The 16,913-nt window shown below is 48.1% G+C and carries 12 protein-coding genes; 6 read left to right on the top strand and 6 right to left on the bottom strand.

Annotation, left to right across the window (positions count from 1 at the left end; translation table 11 throughout):
- Nucleotides 1-9 precede the first annotated feature (9 nt).
- Complete coding sequence (locus tag LRL21_RS28655) at nucleotides 10-408, bottom strand: globin domain-containing protein (RefSeq protein ID WP_240419193.1); 399 nt, start codon at nucleotides 406-408, stop codon at nucleotides 10-12.
- Between the two features lie 379 nt (nucleotides 409-787).
- Here LRL21_RS28655 and ylbJ point away from each other — a divergent pair, with 379 nt between their 5' ends.
- From ylbJ to LRL21_RS28635, 4 genes are all read left to right on the top strand, one after another.
- Nucleotides 788-2,038 carry a sporulation integral membrane protein YlbJ gene (gene ylbJ / locus LRL21_RS28650; RefSeq protein WP_240419192.1) on the top strand — a complete coding sequence of 417 codons (1,251 nt, stop codon included), beginning with the start codon at nucleotides 788-790 and terminating at the stop codon, nucleotides 2,036-2,038.
- A gap of 37 nt (nucleotides 2,039-2,075) precedes the next feature.
- Entirely contained in the window at nucleotides 2,076-4,631 is a 2,556-nt protein-coding gene (gene glgP, locus LRL21_RS28645; protein ID WP_240419191.1) for an alpha-glucan family phosphorylase, read from the top strand.
- Nucleotides 4,632-4,795: 164 nt separating this feature from the next.
- Nucleotides 4,796-5,473 carry a PilZ domain-containing protein gene (locus LRL21_RS28640; RefSeq protein ID WP_240419190.1) on the top strand — a complete coding sequence of 226 codons (678 nt, stop codon included), beginning with the start codon at nucleotides 4,796-4,798 and terminating at the stop codon, nucleotides 5,471-5,473.
- A gap of 258 nt (nucleotides 5,474-5,731) precedes the next feature.
- The gene (locus LRL21_RS28635) at nucleotides 5,732-6,547 is read left to right on the top strand and encodes an NAD kinase (RefSeq protein ID WP_240419189.1); all 816 of its coding nucleotides are present in this window, start codon (nucleotides 5,732-5,734) and stop codon (nucleotides 6,545-6,547) included.
- Between the two features lie 29 nt (nucleotides 6,548-6,576).
- Here the strand turns inward: LRL21_RS28635 and LRL21_RS28630 are convergent, their stop codons facing one another.
- From LRL21_RS28630 to LRL21_RS28610, 5 genes are all read right to left on the bottom strand, one after another.
- Nucleotides 6,577-8,901: a helix-turn-helix domain-containing protein gene (locus LRL21_RS28630; RefSeq protein ID WP_240419188.1), complete on the bottom strand. Its 2,325-nt coding sequence runs from the start codon at nucleotides 8,899-8,901 to the stop codon at nucleotides 6,577-6,579.
- Between the two features lie 102 nt (nucleotides 8,902-9,003).
- A complete protein-coding gene (locus LRL21_RS28625) occupies nucleotides 9,004-11,409 on the bottom strand; it encodes an alpha-glucuronidase family glycosyl hydrolase (protein ID WP_240419187.1) in 2,406 nt (801 codons plus the stop codon).
- 52 nt (nucleotides 11,410-11,461) lie between these two features.
- The gene (locus tag LRL21_RS28620; protein ID WP_240419186.1) at nucleotides 11,462-13,069 is read right to left on the bottom strand and encodes an extracellular solute-binding protein; all 1,608 of its coding nucleotides are present in this window, start codon (nucleotides 13,067-13,069) and stop codon (nucleotides 11,462-11,464) included.
- Nucleotides 13,070-13,129: 60 nt separating this feature from the next.
- Nucleotides 13,130-14,059 carry a carbohydrate ABC transporter permease gene (locus LRL21_RS28615; protein WP_240419185.1) on the bottom strand — a complete coding sequence of 310 codons (930 nt, stop codon included), beginning with the start codon at nucleotides 14,057-14,059 and terminating at the stop codon, nucleotides 13,130-13,132.
- Complete coding sequence (locus LRL21_RS28610) at nucleotides 14,053-15,024, bottom strand: ABC transporter permease (protein ID WP_240419184.1); 972 nt, start codon at nucleotides 15,022-15,024, stop codon at nucleotides 14,053-14,055. Before LRL21_RS28610 ends, LRL21_RS28615 begins: the two co-directional genes overlap by 7 nt.
- Before the next feature lie 259 nt (nucleotides 15,025-15,283).
- Here LRL21_RS28610 and LRL21_RS28605 point away from each other — a divergent pair, with 259 nt between their 5' ends.
- Both LRL21_RS28605 and LRL21_RS28600 read left to right on the top strand, forming a co-directional pair.
- Nucleotides 15,284-16,096: an HpcH/HpaI aldolase family protein gene (locus tag LRL21_RS28605; protein WP_240419183.1), complete on the top strand. Its 813-nt coding sequence runs from the start codon at nucleotides 15,284-15,286 to the stop codon at nucleotides 16,094-16,096.
- A gap of 24 nt (nucleotides 16,097-16,120) precedes the next feature.
- Complete coding sequence (locus tag LRL21_RS28600) at nucleotides 16,121-16,579, top strand: NanQ anomerase/TabA/YiaL family protein (RefSeq protein ID WP_240419182.1); 459 nt, start codon at nucleotides 16,121-16,123, stop codon at nucleotides 16,577-16,579.
- Nucleotides 16,580-16,913: the final 334 nt, after the last annotated feature.

The following is a 16,913-nucleotide window of genomic DNA, read 5'->3' as shown; positions in this document are numbered from 1 at the left end:
CACTTCCTTTTATGCATTCGTATTTATAAAATGGTGGGCAGGTCCGCTCAGCCTCTCCAGCATAAAGGATTGCAGCTCCGGCTTTAATCCTGTTTGTTGCATCGCCTGCTTCATACAGCCAAGCCAGGCCTCAGCCCGCTGCGGTGTGATTTCAAAAGGCAGGTGCCGGGCACGCATCATCGGATGACCGTATTGATCGGAATAGAGCGGCGGTCCTCCAAAAAACTGAGTCAAAAACAAAATTTGTTTTTCCATCACCGGTTCAATATCAGCTGGAAATAAAGGCCCAATTAAAGGATTAGCCAGTACCAACGGATAAAAAGCTTCCACAAGACGGCGTATGGCCGCTTCTCCTCCAATGGCTTGATATGGCGTCATGGATGGTTGTGAATCCTGCTGTTCAGTCATAGTGCTTCTCACCTATCTATTGTGTCATTATGTACAGACAAAAAAAGATGCTAACGCCCAGGCAATTAGCATCCGTTACCTAATAAGGAACCGCTGCATAGTAGGCTAGCTTTCCAAATCCTCTTCGTTGGAAGCCATTAAGGTTTCCTTGATTACAAAAGTAAACGCACATACGAGAATTCCAGCAATAATGCTCATCATGAGAATCAGCTCCCAGTCTCATAGTAGTACAATTGTACCATATTTTTTTTGAAAATTCAGCAATTTAGCTGACTATTGTATTTTTTTTATGATAGTTTGTCCCCAAATTGCAGGCATGTCTACCTATTTGATTACATATGGATAAGAGATGCAGCCTCATAAGCGGGAGGGTTATTAAATGAAGGTAAACAATTTCGCGTTTAATTACGTGATTGGCGTCATGGCAGTTGTCTTATTGGTCTCCATGCTCTTCTTTCCTGCGCAAGCTCTGCACGCCTCGCTGAAAGGTTTATCGATATGGTGGGACATTTTGTTTCCGGCATTATTACCTTTTCTTGTCATTTCTGAAATGATGCTCGGCCTCGGTATCGTCCATTTCTTCGGCATGCTGCTGGATCCGATCATGCGTCCCGTGTTTCGCATTCCGGGGATAGGCGGATTTGTGATGGCTATGGGCTTCGCTGCCGGTTATCCGGTCGCTGCCAGACTTACCTCTCAGCTATGGGAACAACGGCTGATTAGCCGTGAAGAAGGAGAAAGGCTTGTAGCATTCACGACCACGTCTGATCCTATATTTCTGATCGGAGCCGTTTCGGTCGGATTTTTCCACGATGCGAGCCTTGCCGGTATTTTGGCTGCCGCTCATTATGGTACGGCTGTCATCGTTGGCTTAATCATGAGGTTTCACGGAGGCGCAGCTTCCAAGCAGATTACGGAGGCAGCACCTCCAGCCACTGGCATTACGTCCTCTCGGAGACTCTTAACCCGCGCCTTCAAGGCCATGCATCGCGCGCGATTGCTTGACGGAAGAAGTCTTGGCGAAATGCTGACACAAGCCGTTCAATCATCGCTGCAGATGGTAATGGTTATTGGTGGTCTTGTCGTGTTTTTTGCTGTTGTCATAGAAATTATGACCTCTATGCAGGTAATGCCGATTGTATATAAAGGGATTAACGCCGTGCTTCAATTATTTGGTGTGCCAACCGCGCTTTCCGAAGCGGTAGCTGGAGGACTATTCGAGGTCACACTTGGAGCCAAGGCCGCCGGCAGTGCGCCCGCATCGATCAGTCTGATGCACAAGGCAGCTATCGCCGCATTTATCCTGTCATGGGCTGGATTATCTGTACATGCACAAATCGTTTCCATTTTGCATCACACGAACCTGCGCTATTTTCCATTTATTACTGCCAGACTTGTGCATGGGTTATTGGCCGCCACTGCTGTAATTCTGTTATGGGAGCCCATGCAGTCGTTCCGTGGAGCCACAGCCCTCTCAATGCCTGTGATAAGTTTAACAGCCGCATTACCAACCAAGCCCAATTCTGTGCTAACATGGATAGCAGGAGCGTGTATAGGTGTGCTTTTGGGCCTGCTCATGTTTTATGCTTTGCATCTTGCGGTTAAACAATGTATGAAGTGGTTAAAATGACCAATACCATTACAATTTTGGGAAGGTAGGCTAAACGATGAATACCAAGAATCCATATTCAACTATCGGGTTGCCGCTGGAAATCGAGCGTTTAAGCGAGCTTGCTTATAATTTGTGGTTTAGCTGGAACGATGAGGCCAAGACCCTATTTTCCCTTATTGATCCTACGCGATGGGAGCAGACTCTGCATAATCCCGTACGCCTGCTGTTGGAAACCGATTCCGAGGCTTGGAGCGAATTAAGCAAGGATCGTCCTTTTCTGGAGCAATATGAGCGTGTATGCCAGCAGTGGGATACCTATCTTAGTGAAACCACCTGGTTTCAAAAAAGCTACCCCGAGCATCTCCAGCACCGCATCGCTTACTTTTCCGCCGAGTTCGGTTTTCATGAATCCTTGCAGATTTACTCCGGTGGTCTTGGCATCTTGGCTGGAGATCATTGCAAATCGTCAAGCGATCTGGGTATTCCGTTAGTCGGTATTGGACTTCTATATAAACGTGGTTACTTTTTGCAAAAAATCAATCAGGATGGCCAGCAGCAGGCTGAACAGATCGTCTATGATTTTAACCATCTGCCCATCCTTCCCGTATCCAATAACAACGGTGAACAGCTCAGCATCACCGTTTCCATTGCTGACCGTACAGTCCAGCTTCGAATCTGGCAAGCCCGGATTGGACGCAATTCCGTGTATCTTCTCGATTCTGATGTGGAAGGCAACAGTCCCTGGGATCGTGAATTAACCGCTCAGCTGTATGGGGGCGACCAGGATATTCGCATTGCGCAGGAGCTGCTGCTTGGAATGGGAGGCGTTAGGGCACTGCGGGCACTTGAGCTGCCAACAGCGGTTTATCATATTAATGAGGGCCACGCAGCCTTTCAGGCTTTTGAAAGAATTCGTGAGCAGCTCGATAATGGCATCCCCTTCCATATTGCCCTGGAGGTGATTCGCTCCAGCTCCATTTTTACAACGCATACACCTGTTCCTGCTGGCCACGATGCGTTTACCCAAAGTATGGTTGAATACTATTGCAGCAGCTTGTTGAATCGCTGGAATGATCACAGACAAGAATTTTTGCAGCTCGGTATGGACGAAGCCAAGCAGCTGTTCAACATGACGCACCTTGCCCTCAATACAGCTGCGTTGCGCAATGGCGTTAGTAAGCTGCACGGTGAAGTGTCGCGGGATATGTTCCGCTCGTTTCACAACAACATTGGCGTTCAGGAGGTACCGATCCATCATATTACCAATGGTGTCCACATGCCGACCTGGCTCGCACCGGAGCTGAAGGAGCTGTACAGCCGGTTTCTGCCTGGAAGATGGATGGAGGATCAAACGAGCGGCAATCTCTGGAAGTCCTTAGAGCTAATTCCTGCCGAGTCCTTGTGGGAGACTCATGTGGTGCTCAAGGAGCGTATGATCCGGTTTGCCCGCAGCAATCTCCGTGAACAGTTTACTAGAAACGGCCAGCCTGCCGCGATCATTGAAGGTGTACATAACTATCTGTCTGCACGAGCGCTAACTATCGGCTTCGCACGCCGATTTGCCACGTACAAACGGGCTAATCTTATATTTAGCGATTTGGATCGTTTGGACAGGCTGGTCAATGATCCCGAACGTCCGGTGCAATTTCTGTTTGCAGGTAAAGCCCACCCTGCTGATCAGCCTGGCCAGGACATGATTCGTGATATTTATCGTGTGTCCCAAATGAATCGTTTTCGCGGCAAAATTATTTTGCTTGAAAATTACGATATGAATATGGCCCGTCACCTGGTTCAAGGTGTGGACGTATGGCTCAACAATCCGCGCCGCCCTTACGAGGCAAGCGGCACCAGCGGTCAGAAAGCAGCCATGAACGGGGTCATCAACTTCAGTATACTGGATGGCTGGTGGGAAGAAGGCTATAACGGCACCAATGGCTGGAGCATTGAAGGTAATAATGAGGCGGATTGGCATACTCAGGAGCTTGAGAACACCGAATCCATCTACCGTCAGCTTGAGCAGGAAATTGTTCCTCTCTATTACAATGAAGGCAAGCTTCCTACCAAGTGGGTTGACCGGATGAAGCAATCGATTCAGACCCTTGCTCCCATATACAATACCGACCGTATGGTGATGGACTATACCAATAAAGCTTATATGCCTTCTCTCAAACGAACGCTGCAATTTTTGGATAATGACTACGATCTGGTCACCAAGGTCGCGGATTATAAAAGGTTTATCATTTCCAATTGGCACCATGTCCGGTTTATTGAGATTCGTGATGATATCAATGGACAATCTGCCGAATTCACTGCCAAAGCGTCCAATGACAAGACACAGGGCTTGAAGGAAGTAACGGCAACCCTCTCGTTCGGACCCATTTGGTACAAGGATACGGTCGTTGAAATTGTATATTATGAGCAGCGCGGCAAGGATTGGTATCCCGTTGTGATTCAGATGGAGCCAAGCCGGGAGCTTGATAACCGTGTTGTCCAGTACAAGGCTGTCATTGCTTCGCATCTGCAGCATCTGACCCACTATACGATACGGATCAGACCAATCAGCCCAAGCTTCGTCAGCTCCTTTGAACTGCCATTGGTCACAACAACTTAATTAGCTAAGCACCTATATTTTCGCCTGCATCGCCCTTCAATCGGCATTAACCTGCTGACCTGAGGGGCGTTTGTACTTTCATCGCTTGCCGCCATTGTGTTATCCGCCAATATTGATTATGATGGAATTAACGTTTTCACAAATAACTGATTAATGGTGATTGAATGAATTGGGATCAAGCTTTAGCGCTGGAAATCGTTGTCCCCAATATGAGCATAAGTCTTATTATCGTAGGTAAGACCAAGGAAGGCCTGCCCTTCTGCTATGAGGACAATTTTACTTTGCAACAAGTCAATACTGAACAGCTGGTCGCCACTATAGAGTTTCATACCTGGAACCCGCTAGAACAGCTGCAGGATATTGGTTTTATCGAAATCTCGTTCCGTGAACGAGGTATTTTGTATTATGCTTTTGTGGAACTGCTCCACCAATCCGTAAGTCAGGCTGTATGCTCACTGACCTTATCCGCACCTCATGAATTCCGTACCTTTCAGAATCGCAGAGCTAACCGGATTCAGCTTGATACCCGTACCCCTCTGACCTGTAGAGTGATCGGAGTACGCAAAACCGCTTCGTACCAAGGTGAAGCCTTTTCCGGATTTATTCATGATATCTCTGCAGGCGGACTTTCTTTTGTAACCAATACGCGAATATTTTATCCTTTATTTCTTGAGCTCAGCTTTACACTGCCTGATGATCCACATGCCTATGTACTGCATGGTGAAATCGTCAGGGTATCCAATTATGCCCATGACTCCTATCGGTTTGCTGTTGAATTCCGTAATATCCCTGAGGCCACAGCACAGCTCATTAATGAATATTGCTCACGACCCCAGCTGTAAAAGGCTTGCCCTTAGGACAAGCCCATAGAATATGCAGGAAATGCTAATGAAGTCGGCTTTCCATTCGGAAAGCCCTTAGGGTATGCTTACGAAGTCGGCTTTCCATTCGGAAAGCCCTTAGGATATGCTTACGAAGTCGGCTTTCCATTCGGAAAGCCCTTAGGATATGCTTACGAAGTCGGCTTTCCATTCGGAAAGCCCTTAGGATATGCTTACGAAGTCGGCTTTCCATTCGGAAAGCCCTTAGGAGGAAATGATTTGAAATACAATGTTATACATCGCGGTGATGATATCTCGTTCCGCCTTATGCAGACGTTCCATCAATTGGTCGAGAAATATGACCTTGTTCATGAAGAGAAAAATCCTGATCTGGTGCTCTCTATCGGAGGCGACGGTACTCTTCTCCACGCTTTTCATCAATATAAGGATCAATTGGAAACGACGGCATTTGTAGGTATACATACGGGCAGGCTTGGTTTTTTTGCCGATTGGAAGCCGGACGAGGTCGAATTATTAGCCGAGCTGATTGGCCAAAGTGCGGAGCAAAACGATCTTCGTATCGTCAAATATCCGTTGGTAGAAATCCAGATTACGACTCCTCTTGGAATCGAAACGCAGCTGGCGCTGAACGAATTCACGTTGAAGGGCATTGACGCTACACTGACCGCTCAGCTGCATATCAATGACGAACCGTTGGAAACCTTCCGTGGAGACGGCATCTGTATTTCGACCCCAGCAGGCAGCACGGCGTATAATAAAAGCTTGGGCGGAGCTATTGTCCACCCTTCTCTGGATGCTATTCAGATTGCCGAGATTGCGTCGATCAACAACCGTGTGTATCGTACGTTGGGGTCTGCCATTATTTTGCCGAAGCATCATCACTGCGATATTTACCCTCGGGCGAGCCAAAATATACTGCTTTCACTCGATCATGTGTATACCCAGCGCAATGATATTTTATCGATCAGAAGCATGGTAGCGGCAGGCAAAAAGGTCAAGTTCGCACGTTTTCGTCCGTTCCCTTTCTGGAGCCGTGTCCGTGAAGCATTTATTGGCTACGAATCGGTTCAATAAAAAGGTTACAACAACTACTCATAACTCCGCTATTTTTTGTGAAGTGTCCGATAATGGTGCGGGGTTATGCCCTCATGCTTTTTGAACAGGCGAATAAAGGTCGTTCTGCTGTAAATGCCAACCTTCTGCGAGATGTCGCTGATCGTCCAATTCGTTGACAGCAGCAGCTCCTTGGCTTTGGTCATGCGGAATTGACTGATGTACGTCGAGAGATGAACGCCTGTTTTTTCATGGAATGCCCGCGAAATATATTTCGTGGAAACCCCCATTTCATTAGCTATTTTCTCCAAATACAAATCATGATGATAATTGTCCTCAATATAGTGCTTGATCATTGCGGCGAGCGAACTGGATTTTCCCTGCTCCTGATCCTCGGTATACTCAATTACGTTCTCAAAAAAATGAAGCAGCAGCCGTTTCTTTTCTTCAACCCCCAAATAAAGATCAGACTTTTTATCCAATGCCGCATGCTCCTGCTCCGTAATCAAATCATGTGCATTCAAACCGTTTTCCCCCAGAAAGCGGCATCCCGTATAGTAAATAGCCGATAAAAGTGAAGATACAGAAGCATGTGAAGCGTTCAATCTATTCTTGTGAAGCAGTTCATCGATTTTGTTCGTCAGACTTTCAAGATTCCGTGTCTTCAGGTAGTTGAGGATCATGTTCTCATCAATGAAGGAATACGCATACTGCGTAACCGCAGGCGGCAGCTGCTGCGCATCGATCATTTGAAAATCCTTCTGCGGGTCCACTGCCTCCAAGGCATGCACCGCATCCGTATAAGATTTGACCAGTCCCTGCATCCCGGTATGAACGGTTCCTATGCCGATATGAATGTAGCAATACTGCGAATCATAACGGAACGTATCCAGCAGCTGCTTCAGCCCGTCCTTGACCTGCTGCAAACTGTCCTTCATGTCCCGCACATTGATGGCGCAAGTATACAGACACTCCCGCTCCTCCAAAATATAGGCGTTCACATGCGGCTGGATCAGCCCCCATACGATCTTCTTGAGCTTATCCAAAATAATCAGCCGTTCCGTATCCTGAATATCATCATAAAAAGCCGGCTTCAACCCAAACTGGATGTAACAGCACATGTATGCCGGATGAATGAACTGAACCTGCTCGGCCAGCATTTTATGAAGCTCCTTCTCATTGATTGCTGTACTGCCCTGTACATAATTCAGCAGCGATTGATCCATGTATTCCGTGGACTTGAGCTCAAGCTCATTTTTGAATTTGTGGTTATATTCGATCAATTGATGAATACCTCTGCCGATCTGCTCGAACTCGTTGGCCGTCCCCGCTCGGCCTGTCGGTTCTTCTGCAAGCTCACTCTTGCTCATTAAAATATCACGGATGCGTTGAATCGGATTGTACAGGTTAAAGGTGAAAATGAATGAAAACAGGATGCCCACCACAACCAGAACGAAACAGATCGTCACAATTAAAGTTACAAAATAGTTGATCTGCTCCTTAAAATCGGATACCGGGGTCATCGCGTAATAGTTCCAGCCGTAGCTTTCAGACTTGATATAATTGACGATATAATGTGTGCTGCCCAGCTTGAATTCGCCATATTTGGCGTTGCCGGAGCCGAAATAACCGTTGAGCTCACTAAGCATACCGGAGTCCTGCATGCTTTTGTCACTGCTTAGAATGACATTGCCGTTATGGTCGCTCAGGATGAACGAGGTTGAAGGCGTCACAGCATGGTTCAGAATCGTCCTCTGCAGCATATCGACCGAAAGCGTTGTGACCAGAATCGCTTTATGACCGTTGACCGTATTCATAAAAACGAGCGGAATTACGCTTGTTTGCACACCATTATTCAGCTTTACCTCGGAAACCTGAAGAATCTCAATCGATTTTTCCGTGAGCAGCTTTTGCTTCCAGAATTGTTTATTGTACATCTGAAAGGAATACCTCTTATCAAAGTAATAATCAAAATCATCCAGACCTGCTGCGGTGTACACCTTCTGATTGTCCGCGAACAAAAACAGATTAACACTCAGGGCGCTGAGGTTGCCGGAGATTTTGGACAGTGTGTCTGGTATTTCCGCAATACGTACACGCTCCTGCAAATTGTATTCGTCGTAAGGCAGCAGCAGCGGCCTTTTTTCATAAAAGAAGTTAATGCTCGTTTCCTGAATGGTACGCATATAAATTTCGATCGTATTGGCCGACGATTGCAAATTCATTTGCACCTTCTGGGTAAATTCATCCTGTAAGCGGTTACTGATATTGATATAAAAAACCGCTCCAATAATAATAATCGGGAGCAGCAGGGAGAGAAAATACAACAAAATGCGAAAAAATAATCGGTTTAATCTGGGCATGCGTCTAGTCATCCATCGCATTCGTATCTTCCCCTCCCGCTGCCAAGCAGCCATTCATGATGATTCATATCCGTCAAGCTTATACTAATGCATCCTGAGCACGAAAGTAAATGCCTAAAGCTGAACCGGCTGACGAATGATCCAGATTTCGGCAACGTTCAATCGCTTGAACCCTCTTATACGCTGGAACGTCAATTTAATTTGTCCGTCGGCTAACGCCTCCTGCGGGATGGATGACTCATGAATCGTTACCATGCCTTCCCGGACATGTATATCATCCTGAAGTACGTAATGATCGTTGACTGTCAAGCGTACCCAGCAATCCCGGGACAGCTCGGCGTCTACCGTATCGCCCACATAGGCGACTTTGACGGTATAGGCGGAATCCGGGTCCAGATGCTGATAGGTGGCATGAATAGGGGTATCCGCCAGCGCATTCACATGCTGCGCCCAGGCAAGCGGTACGCCGCCTAACGCGTGCTTTTTCTCTTCGTTCATTCTCAGCAAATAAATCGACGGTGCAACCCGTGGTGAGTACAAATATCCGGGGTCTTCATAACCGCCCATACCCGGATCTACCCGGCCTGCACTGCGGTATGAGCCCAAATTGTCGTAGCTGCCGCCGGGACCCGGATTCGTCCGACTCAAGGCCTGCCGGATATGAAGCAGCCTTGCCTGCTCATCATCCAGCCCGCGGATAAGTCTGAATTGCGTACGCAGCCAATTGGCATCGTTCAGCGGGGCATCGATCGTATCCATGAATGCTCCCCGATCAACCGCAATCGCAAAATGACGTTCGACGGTAAGCTGGGAGCCGATATTGGCGAACAACTCATCGGCCAGCTCGCAGCAGCGCTGCTTGTAGCCTTGAGCAACCGGAGCCGTGTTGGCCTGCTCTAGAACCCGCTCGGCTTGCTCCACGGCATTCAGGCTTCCCAATCTGCCAGCGTCGCGCAGCAGATCCTTGGCTTTATGCTCCAGCTCCGTTTCATAAATGAGCCGCCGCTTCACGTAAGCATCATAATAGGCACGGATCAAGCCCATTTGAAAGCGGTACTGGTTCAGCACCTGCGGCCCCCCCTCCTGCTCCATCTGCATCCACTGCTGTAAGGTCACCTCCACCTGATCATTAATTATGAGCGGTCCGACCCAATTCTGCTCCAAAGCAAGCAGTCCCTGAGCCACACCCTCAGCAACCTCGCTGCCAATGAACAGACGGGCAAAGTCGCGAAGCGTTTCAATCACAGGTGTGTCCGGATTCCAGTCCTGGTCGCTCCACACAAATTTGTTCACATCATCGTTAATCCCTTCCGAGTACGATATGTTGCCATCGGCGTATGCAGCAAACTGGTTATGGATATGCTTCTCTGCCAAGGGGCGCGGATTATACGATTCGCGGGCCGCTGTCATCGCCAATGCCAAATCCCAATCCGCGACCGGGTACTGGCAGTGGTAATTATGCGTAATATCCTCATAACGGCGAATCCGGTATTTCTGTGGGATCCGTTCCCGGTAAACGGGCAGCAGCTCATCGATATGCGGTCCGTACACAACGCCTCCAAGCCATTCAGGCTCTTGATTTACCTGCTCATAAAAGGCCTCGAGCCAAGGTCTTGGCTCATATTTCATTACCTGCGGAGACAGCCAAATGCGCGCCTGCGGATGGTAGCGCTGCAGCAGCTCCGACAGTTCCCCGGACCATTCGAACAGCGGAACCGGATGCATTCCACCCGGATCGCTGCCAGGAATCATCACGGCGTCAATTCGCGAAAGCTTGCTGAAAATCTCCTCCCGCTCCGCCAGCTCTTCTCTGCGAACTTCGGGATCTGAATAATCCTCTGCCATATTGGGATACCAGATCCATACTTTCAAGCCATACGAATCAATAATCGCTGACAGCTGGATCATCATCTGGAGTGGATCTACCTTCATCAACGGACCTGTCGCATCATCATCGGTGCGCGGGGGTAAAATTTCGATGCTATTTGCTCCGAACAACGCCAGCTCACGGATGTACTGCTCATACTGCTCAACGCTCCAGGCGTCATAAGCGTTCGTCTTCGGACGATAGCCAAGCTGGTGGCCGCGGATCGGAAAGCTTGGGGAGCTCACGATGTGCGTCTGGACGCTCATGCCAATCGACTGCTCCCTCATCACCGCTTTGCGCAGAAACCTCCCTACGCCGTACAGAACCCCGCGAGCATCCTTGCCGATGATATAGATAATCGGCGTTCCCGCTTGTGCTGCTGCATGCAGAATGAAGCCTTCAGGCTGAAGTCTGCCGATATCGGCCTCCAGCTCGCTCCTATGGAGGATAAGGCTAGCCAGGCCTGCGACTGTGCCCGCGATAATCAGCGGCTGCTGCTGAAGCTCGGATGGCAAGCTGTCCAACTGTGTCCAGGTTATTCCAGTACGCTTCGCTACCTCCTCAATCAATACCTGTATCGCTTTGGCTTCAGGTCCGCGGGCTTCCGAGGAAGCAACAACGCGGGCTGCGGATAATTCAATAACCGCTTTCATTTATATCCCCTTCTTTTCCTATTGGATTTGTATTTTTGAGTGCCTTCTAGTGTTAGGGATTACTCTTTTTGTAACGATCATTGGCCTCGTTGTAGATTTTTTCGATCTCGCTCGCACCGCTTTCCTTCAGCTTCTGTGCAAAGCTGTCGAATTCGCTCATTGGGCGTGCTCCCATTACGAACTTGTCAATCTCCTGATTAACGATGGTATCCACCTTGGAGAGAATCGTTTTCAGCTTGTCAATTTCGGAATCGGTAAACGGTGGAGGGGCAACCTCGGATACATAGCCATTTTTTGTCGTAATCATCTCGCTCCATCTAACAAGATCAGGCGATGACATGATTGCCATCGGATGCTCATCAACATTTAAGGTAAACGTTTGGAAGCCGATTCCAAGCGCATTTTGCATGTTGCGGAAAGGGTCCTTCGCATTGGCAAATTGCTTCATAATACTGTCCATAATGACCGGCTTGCCACCCTCCAGCTTGAAATGCTCACCCTCGATACCGTAATTGGTAATCAAAGTGCCTTCATCGCTATACATCCAATCGAGGAATTTCACTGCCGCTTGTGGATTTTTTATTTTGGCATTAATCGTAAAGTGGTGCAGCCAATCCTTTTTGTACATAATATTTCGAGTTTGACCTAAATCATTTTTGAGCGGCAGAAGCAGCTCGAATTGCGCCTTCGGACTAACTGGCTTCAATGATGCATTGAACTGATCGCCAAAGCTGTTATTGTCATAGTAGAACAAGGCTCTTCCCGAGCTGAGCTTTTCCTTCATATTGTCAACGGTATTGACGGCGTAATCGGGATCCAGCAGCTTTTCCTTGTACAGCTTATTGAGATATTCGAGCGGTGCCTTGAACTCTGGACGAGACGGTCCATATACATATTTTCCGCCTTCGACATTCGGATCATAATAAATTTTGAAGCCCGAGCCCATGCCAAAGCCCATTGAGGTCAGCAGATTCGCCGCACCCTCACGATTCGTAAATGGAATTTTATCCGGGTACGCCTCTTTTAATTTTTTAAGCACCTTGTATAGATCGTCGAAGGTTTTGGGAACCTCCAGATTTTGCTCCTTCAAGAGATCCATCCGAATCATTGGAGCCTGCGCCAATTGCAGCTTCCATTGGCCGAGCAGCGGGAACCCGTAGAGCTTGCCGTTGACTTCGCCTTTGCCGATCTCCTTATTTTCCTTCATCAGCCGTTTAATGTTGGGAGCATAATCCAGATAATCCGAAATCGGCAGAAACATCCCGTTTTTGGCCGCTTCGTTGAAGTATGGCTTTCCGTTAGGAATACGTGTGATGTCAGGCAGGTTATTAGTGGCGATCAGCGTCTGGGCTTTCTGATCATAATTGGCACTTGGCACTGGCTCCAGCTCGATTTTGACATTCGTTTTATCGAATATATGCTTGAACACTGGCGCATCCTTGACGATTTGCGGTGAGGAATCCACGGTCATTACCTTAAACGTGATCGGCTCGGCCAGCAGCTTACCGCCAGCCTTTTCCCCGCCAGTTCCGGCCGGCGTATTGCCGTTTGCCTGTTTGCCTCCTTGATTGGATGAGCAAGCCGCCGCCCCCAATAGCGTGATACAAAGGCAGGACATCAACATAATTTTCTTTTTGGAATGAAGCTTATTGGATTGCATAGGAACCCCTCCTGATTAATGGTCAAAACCTTCTGTGAAACCGCCAGCAGCTGTCTGCTGTTATCCTTTGAGCGACCCGACCATCGCCCCTTGCACAAAATATTTTTGTATAAACGGATATACCATAATAATGGGAAGAATGGTAACGATGATGACCGCATATTTCATATTCGTCTGGATGGTCGTCAAATCACGGGCCGGATCATTGTTGCCCACACTGCCATCAATCAGCATGCTGCGCATAATAATCTGTACCGGATACAGCTCACTGTCAAACAAATAGATCATCGCCGGGAAAAAGCTGTTCCAATGCCACACCGCATAAAACATCGTCATGGTCGCAATCACCGGCATGGATAATGGTAGCACAATCCGCACAAACACCAGTAAATCATTTGCCCCGTCTATAAAAGCGGATTCATGAATCTCATTCGGGATATTTTGAAAAAAGGTTCTCATGATGATCATATACCACACGTTAATCGCCGGAGGAATCACAATCGCCCAAATGCTGTTGGTCATGTTCAAGGTGTTCACAACCAGATACGAGGGAATCATCCCACCGTGAAATAGCATCGTGATAATGATCAGCAATGTGAACAGGCCTCTTCCATACAGCTTGCTGCGTGATAGCGGGTAGGCGCATAAAGCCGTCGCTGCGACATTGATAAACGTTCCAACCGATGTATACAGCAGGGTATTACCATAGGAACGAATAATCGATTTGTCGGAAAGAATCATTTTGTAGGCTTCCAGATTGAAGCCAATTGGAAACCACTTAACCTCTCCCCTGATCACATTCATCCCGTTGCTGACCGATACGACTGCCATGTAATAGATCGGGTAGAGAAAAACGAGAATCATGGCCAGCAGCAGCGCGTAGATGACGCAATCGAACAGCAGTGAGCCTGCCGACAGCTGCTTGAGACCACTCTTTCTGAAGGATGACAATCCCGCTTTCCCGCCATGCCCCGAATTTGTATTTACCATAAGCTTGTTTCACTCACCTTTCGGGCAAACCGGTTGGCCAGCACGACGAAGCACAGTGCGATCACCGACTGGAACAGCTCAACCGCCGTTGCATAGCTAAAATCATTGCCCAGCAGCCCTCTTCTGTACACATAAGTCGAGATCACATCCGCGGTTTCATAGGTCGGACCTGTGTACAGCAGCAAAATTTTCTCGTACCCAATCGACATTACGTTGCCGAGATTTAGCAGGAACATGACAGTAATGACGGAGGCAATTCCAGGCAGCGTAATATGGCGGATTTGCTGGATACGGCTGGCACCATCCATAGTAGCCGCTTCATAGAGCTGAGGGTCCACGGCAGTTAACGCAGCCAAATATATAATCGAGCCCCAGCCGATACCTTGCCATATTTCAGAGCCGATATAGATGCTGCGGAACCAGTTGGCATCCATCAGGAATGAATACGGTTCCAGACCAACAAGCCCAAGAAGACGATTGATCATTCCTTCGTTGGACAAAAAGTTGATCACCATCCCGCACACGACCACTGTGGACAGAAAATGCGGCAGGTAGCTGACGGTCTGGGCAAACTTCTTGAACAGCCCGATTCTTGCCTCATTCAACAGCAGAGCGAGCAAAATCGGAGTCGGAAAGTAAAAGACCATCATCCATACATTCAGCAGCACCGTATTGCGCACCAGCTTCCAAAAGTAAGGATCCGACATAAAATCGCGAAAATGCAGCAGTCCGACCCACTCGCTTCCAAACACCCCCTTGACGAAATTATAGTTTTCAAAAGCAATCAATAAACCAAACATCGAGCCGTACTTGAATACGATAAAATATACCGCCGGCAGCAGCAGCATTGCATATAAGTACTTGCCCTGCCCGATCAGCTTCAGCCGATCCATAATCAGAGCCGAAACTGTTTTTCTGCCTGACTTGTTAACCTTAACCGTCTCTGATAATGCTTTTCCCGCCACTTGTCTTTCCTCCTTTGTCCTTGTTGTGGTGCGGCTGTGCTTTTATACTAACAGCCGTCTGCACCGCTCTGATACATCCATTCCATGCCCAAAAGTTTCATTTTTCTACCCTGCTCCGACTGTTTCAAAAATCCACCTTGTTTCGTTTATCGCCCTTGCGGCAGAGGACGAAATCTGAAACAGTCTGGAAAATTGGACGATTGACGCCACAAGGACACGAATCTACAATCAAGCTATCTTCCGAAGGAGGTTTACTTTTATGAATGCTGTGGAACTGCAAGAGGCTCTGTCCCGTGGAACACGGGTATATGGCACCCTGATTACCTCAAACTCTCCAAAGCTGCCTGGGCACATCGGCAGTCTGGGCATGGATTTTGTATTTATCGATACCGAACATATCAGTATCGACCGGCATGAGCTGTCATGGATGTGCCAGGCTTATAAAGCGCTCGGACTTGCTCCGATCGTACGCATTCCTTCTCCTGATCCGTACGCTGCGACGATGGTGCTGGACGGAGGCGCTAACGGCGTTATCGTTCCTTATGTAGAAACGGTAGAACAGGTCCAAGCCTTGCGCGGCGCTGTCAAATACCGTCCGCTGCGTGGGCAAAAGCTGGAAAACATCCTTAACGGGACCGAAGCCTGCGATGGGGAACTGGAACGTTATATTCAGGATTACAACAAGCATAACCTGTTGATCATTAATATTGAGAGCAAGCCCGCCATGGAGGCTCTGGACGACATTCTCCAGGTACCGGATATCGATGCGGTTCTGATTGGTCCTCATGATCTGTCCTGCAATCTGAATGTGCCGGAGCAATATGACAATCCTGTTTTCCTGAAGGCCGTCGAAGAAATTATCGACAAGGCGCGAAGCCGCGGAATTGGAGCGGGTATTCATTACTGGATCGGAACGGAGCGGCAAATCGAATGGGCTCGACGTGGGTTGAACCTGATCATTCAAAGCTCGGATATCACCACATTTATTGAGTATTTGGGCAAGGATCTGAGCACGATCAAAGCGGCGCTCGGCGATCAGCCGACAGGCGAGACCGAGAGTATTTCTATTTAAAGATGAACAGAGGAGAACGATACGATGATATTCGATAAAATGAGCCGCGCAGCAAGCTACTACGGGTTGAATCCAGGAATAACCAAGGCGCTGGAATTTCTTCAAAGTGAAGAGGCAGCGGCTTTGAAGCCGGGCAAGTATGAGTTTGAGGGTGAACAGATGTTTGTACTTGTACAGGAATATGACAGCAGACCGCTTGATGCGGGAGTGTGGGAAGCACATCTCCGTTACATCGATGTCCAGTATGTAACCCGCGGTACTGAGCTTATGGGTGTATCACCGATAGATCGCATGGAGGTATCCCAAGCCTATGACGAGAAGCTGGACTATGCCTTATACAGCGGGGATGGCAGCTTTTTCGAGCTGTCTGAGGGCTACTTTACCATTTTGGCACCGCAGGACGTCCATATGGCCTGCATATCAGTGCAGGATTCTCTCCCGGTGAGGAAGCTCGTCGTGAAGGTCGCGCTCGATTGGCTATGACACACAAAGCAAAAGGCCATCCATTTATAGATAACGGATTCCCCTTTGGGGTGCAATGCCCTTGATTGACGATAAAAGAGACATTCAAACTGACCATAGTTTGAATGTCTCTTTTATCCTTATTTATAATCAATCTTTGCAAGACGTTTAAATATGCTCATTTTCCGTCACCTCAGATGCCTTTTCAGAAAACAACTGTTACATTATCACGCCTGTTGATTAACCATTTAGTGGAAAACCAACCTATGTCCCAAATGGCTTGGAAAGTATCCACTGAATGTGAACCTTCCATTCATCAGGAAGGTTATCGAGTCCAAGCAACCGTGTAAAACGA

The organism is Paenibacillus periandrae (genome assembly GCF_022458865.1).
Lineage (GTDB): Bacteria > Bacillota > Bacilli > Paenibacillales > NBRC-103111 > Paenibacillus_S > Paenibacillus_S periandrae.
This window is presented reverse-complemented; position numbering and strand designations above follow the sequence as displayed.

What these genes read in the sequence shown, in the direction of transcription:
- ylbJ (WP_240419192.1), top strand. Translation starts at nt 788, where the DNA reads ATGAAGGTAAACAATTTCGCGTTTAATTACGTGATTGGCGTCATGGCA.
- LRL21_RS28620 (WP_240419186.1), bottom strand. Translation starts at nt 13,069, where the DNA reads ATGCAATCCAATAAGCTTCATTCCAAAAAGAAAATTATGTTGATGTCC.
- LRL21_RS28615 (WP_240419185.1), bottom strand. Translation starts at nt 14,059, where the DNA reads ATGGTAAATACAAATTCGGGGCATGGCGGGAAAGCGGGATTGTCATCC.
- LRL21_RS28605 (WP_240419183.1), top strand. Translation starts at nt 15,284, where the DNA reads ATGAATGCTGTGGAACTGCAAGAGGCTCTGTCCCGTGGAACACGGGTA.
- LRL21_RS28640 (WP_240419190.1), top strand. Translation starts at nt 4,796, where the DNA reads ATGAATTGGGATCAAGCTTTAGCGCTGGAAATCGTTGTCCCCAATATG.
- LRL21_RS28600 (WP_240419182.1), top strand. Translation starts at nt 16,121, where the DNA reads ATGATATTCGATAAAATGAGCCGCGCAGCAAGCTACTACGGGTTGAAT.
- LRL21_RS28625 (WP_240419187.1), bottom strand. Translation starts at nt 11,409, where the DNA reads ATGAAAGCGGTTATTGAATTATCCGCAGCCCGCGTTGTTGCTTCCTCG.
- LRL21_RS28630 (WP_240419188.1), bottom strand. Translation starts at nt 8,901, where the DNA reads ATGACTAGACGCATGCCCAGATTAAACCGATTATTTTTTCGCATTTTG.
- glgP (WP_240419191.1), top strand. Translation starts at nt 2,076, where the DNA reads ATGAATACCAAGAATCCATATTCAACTATCGGGTTGCCGCTGGAAATC.
- LRL21_RS28655 (WP_240419193.1), bottom strand. Translation starts at nt 408, where the DNA reads ATGACTGAACAGCAGGATTCACAACCATCCATGACGCCATATCAAGCC.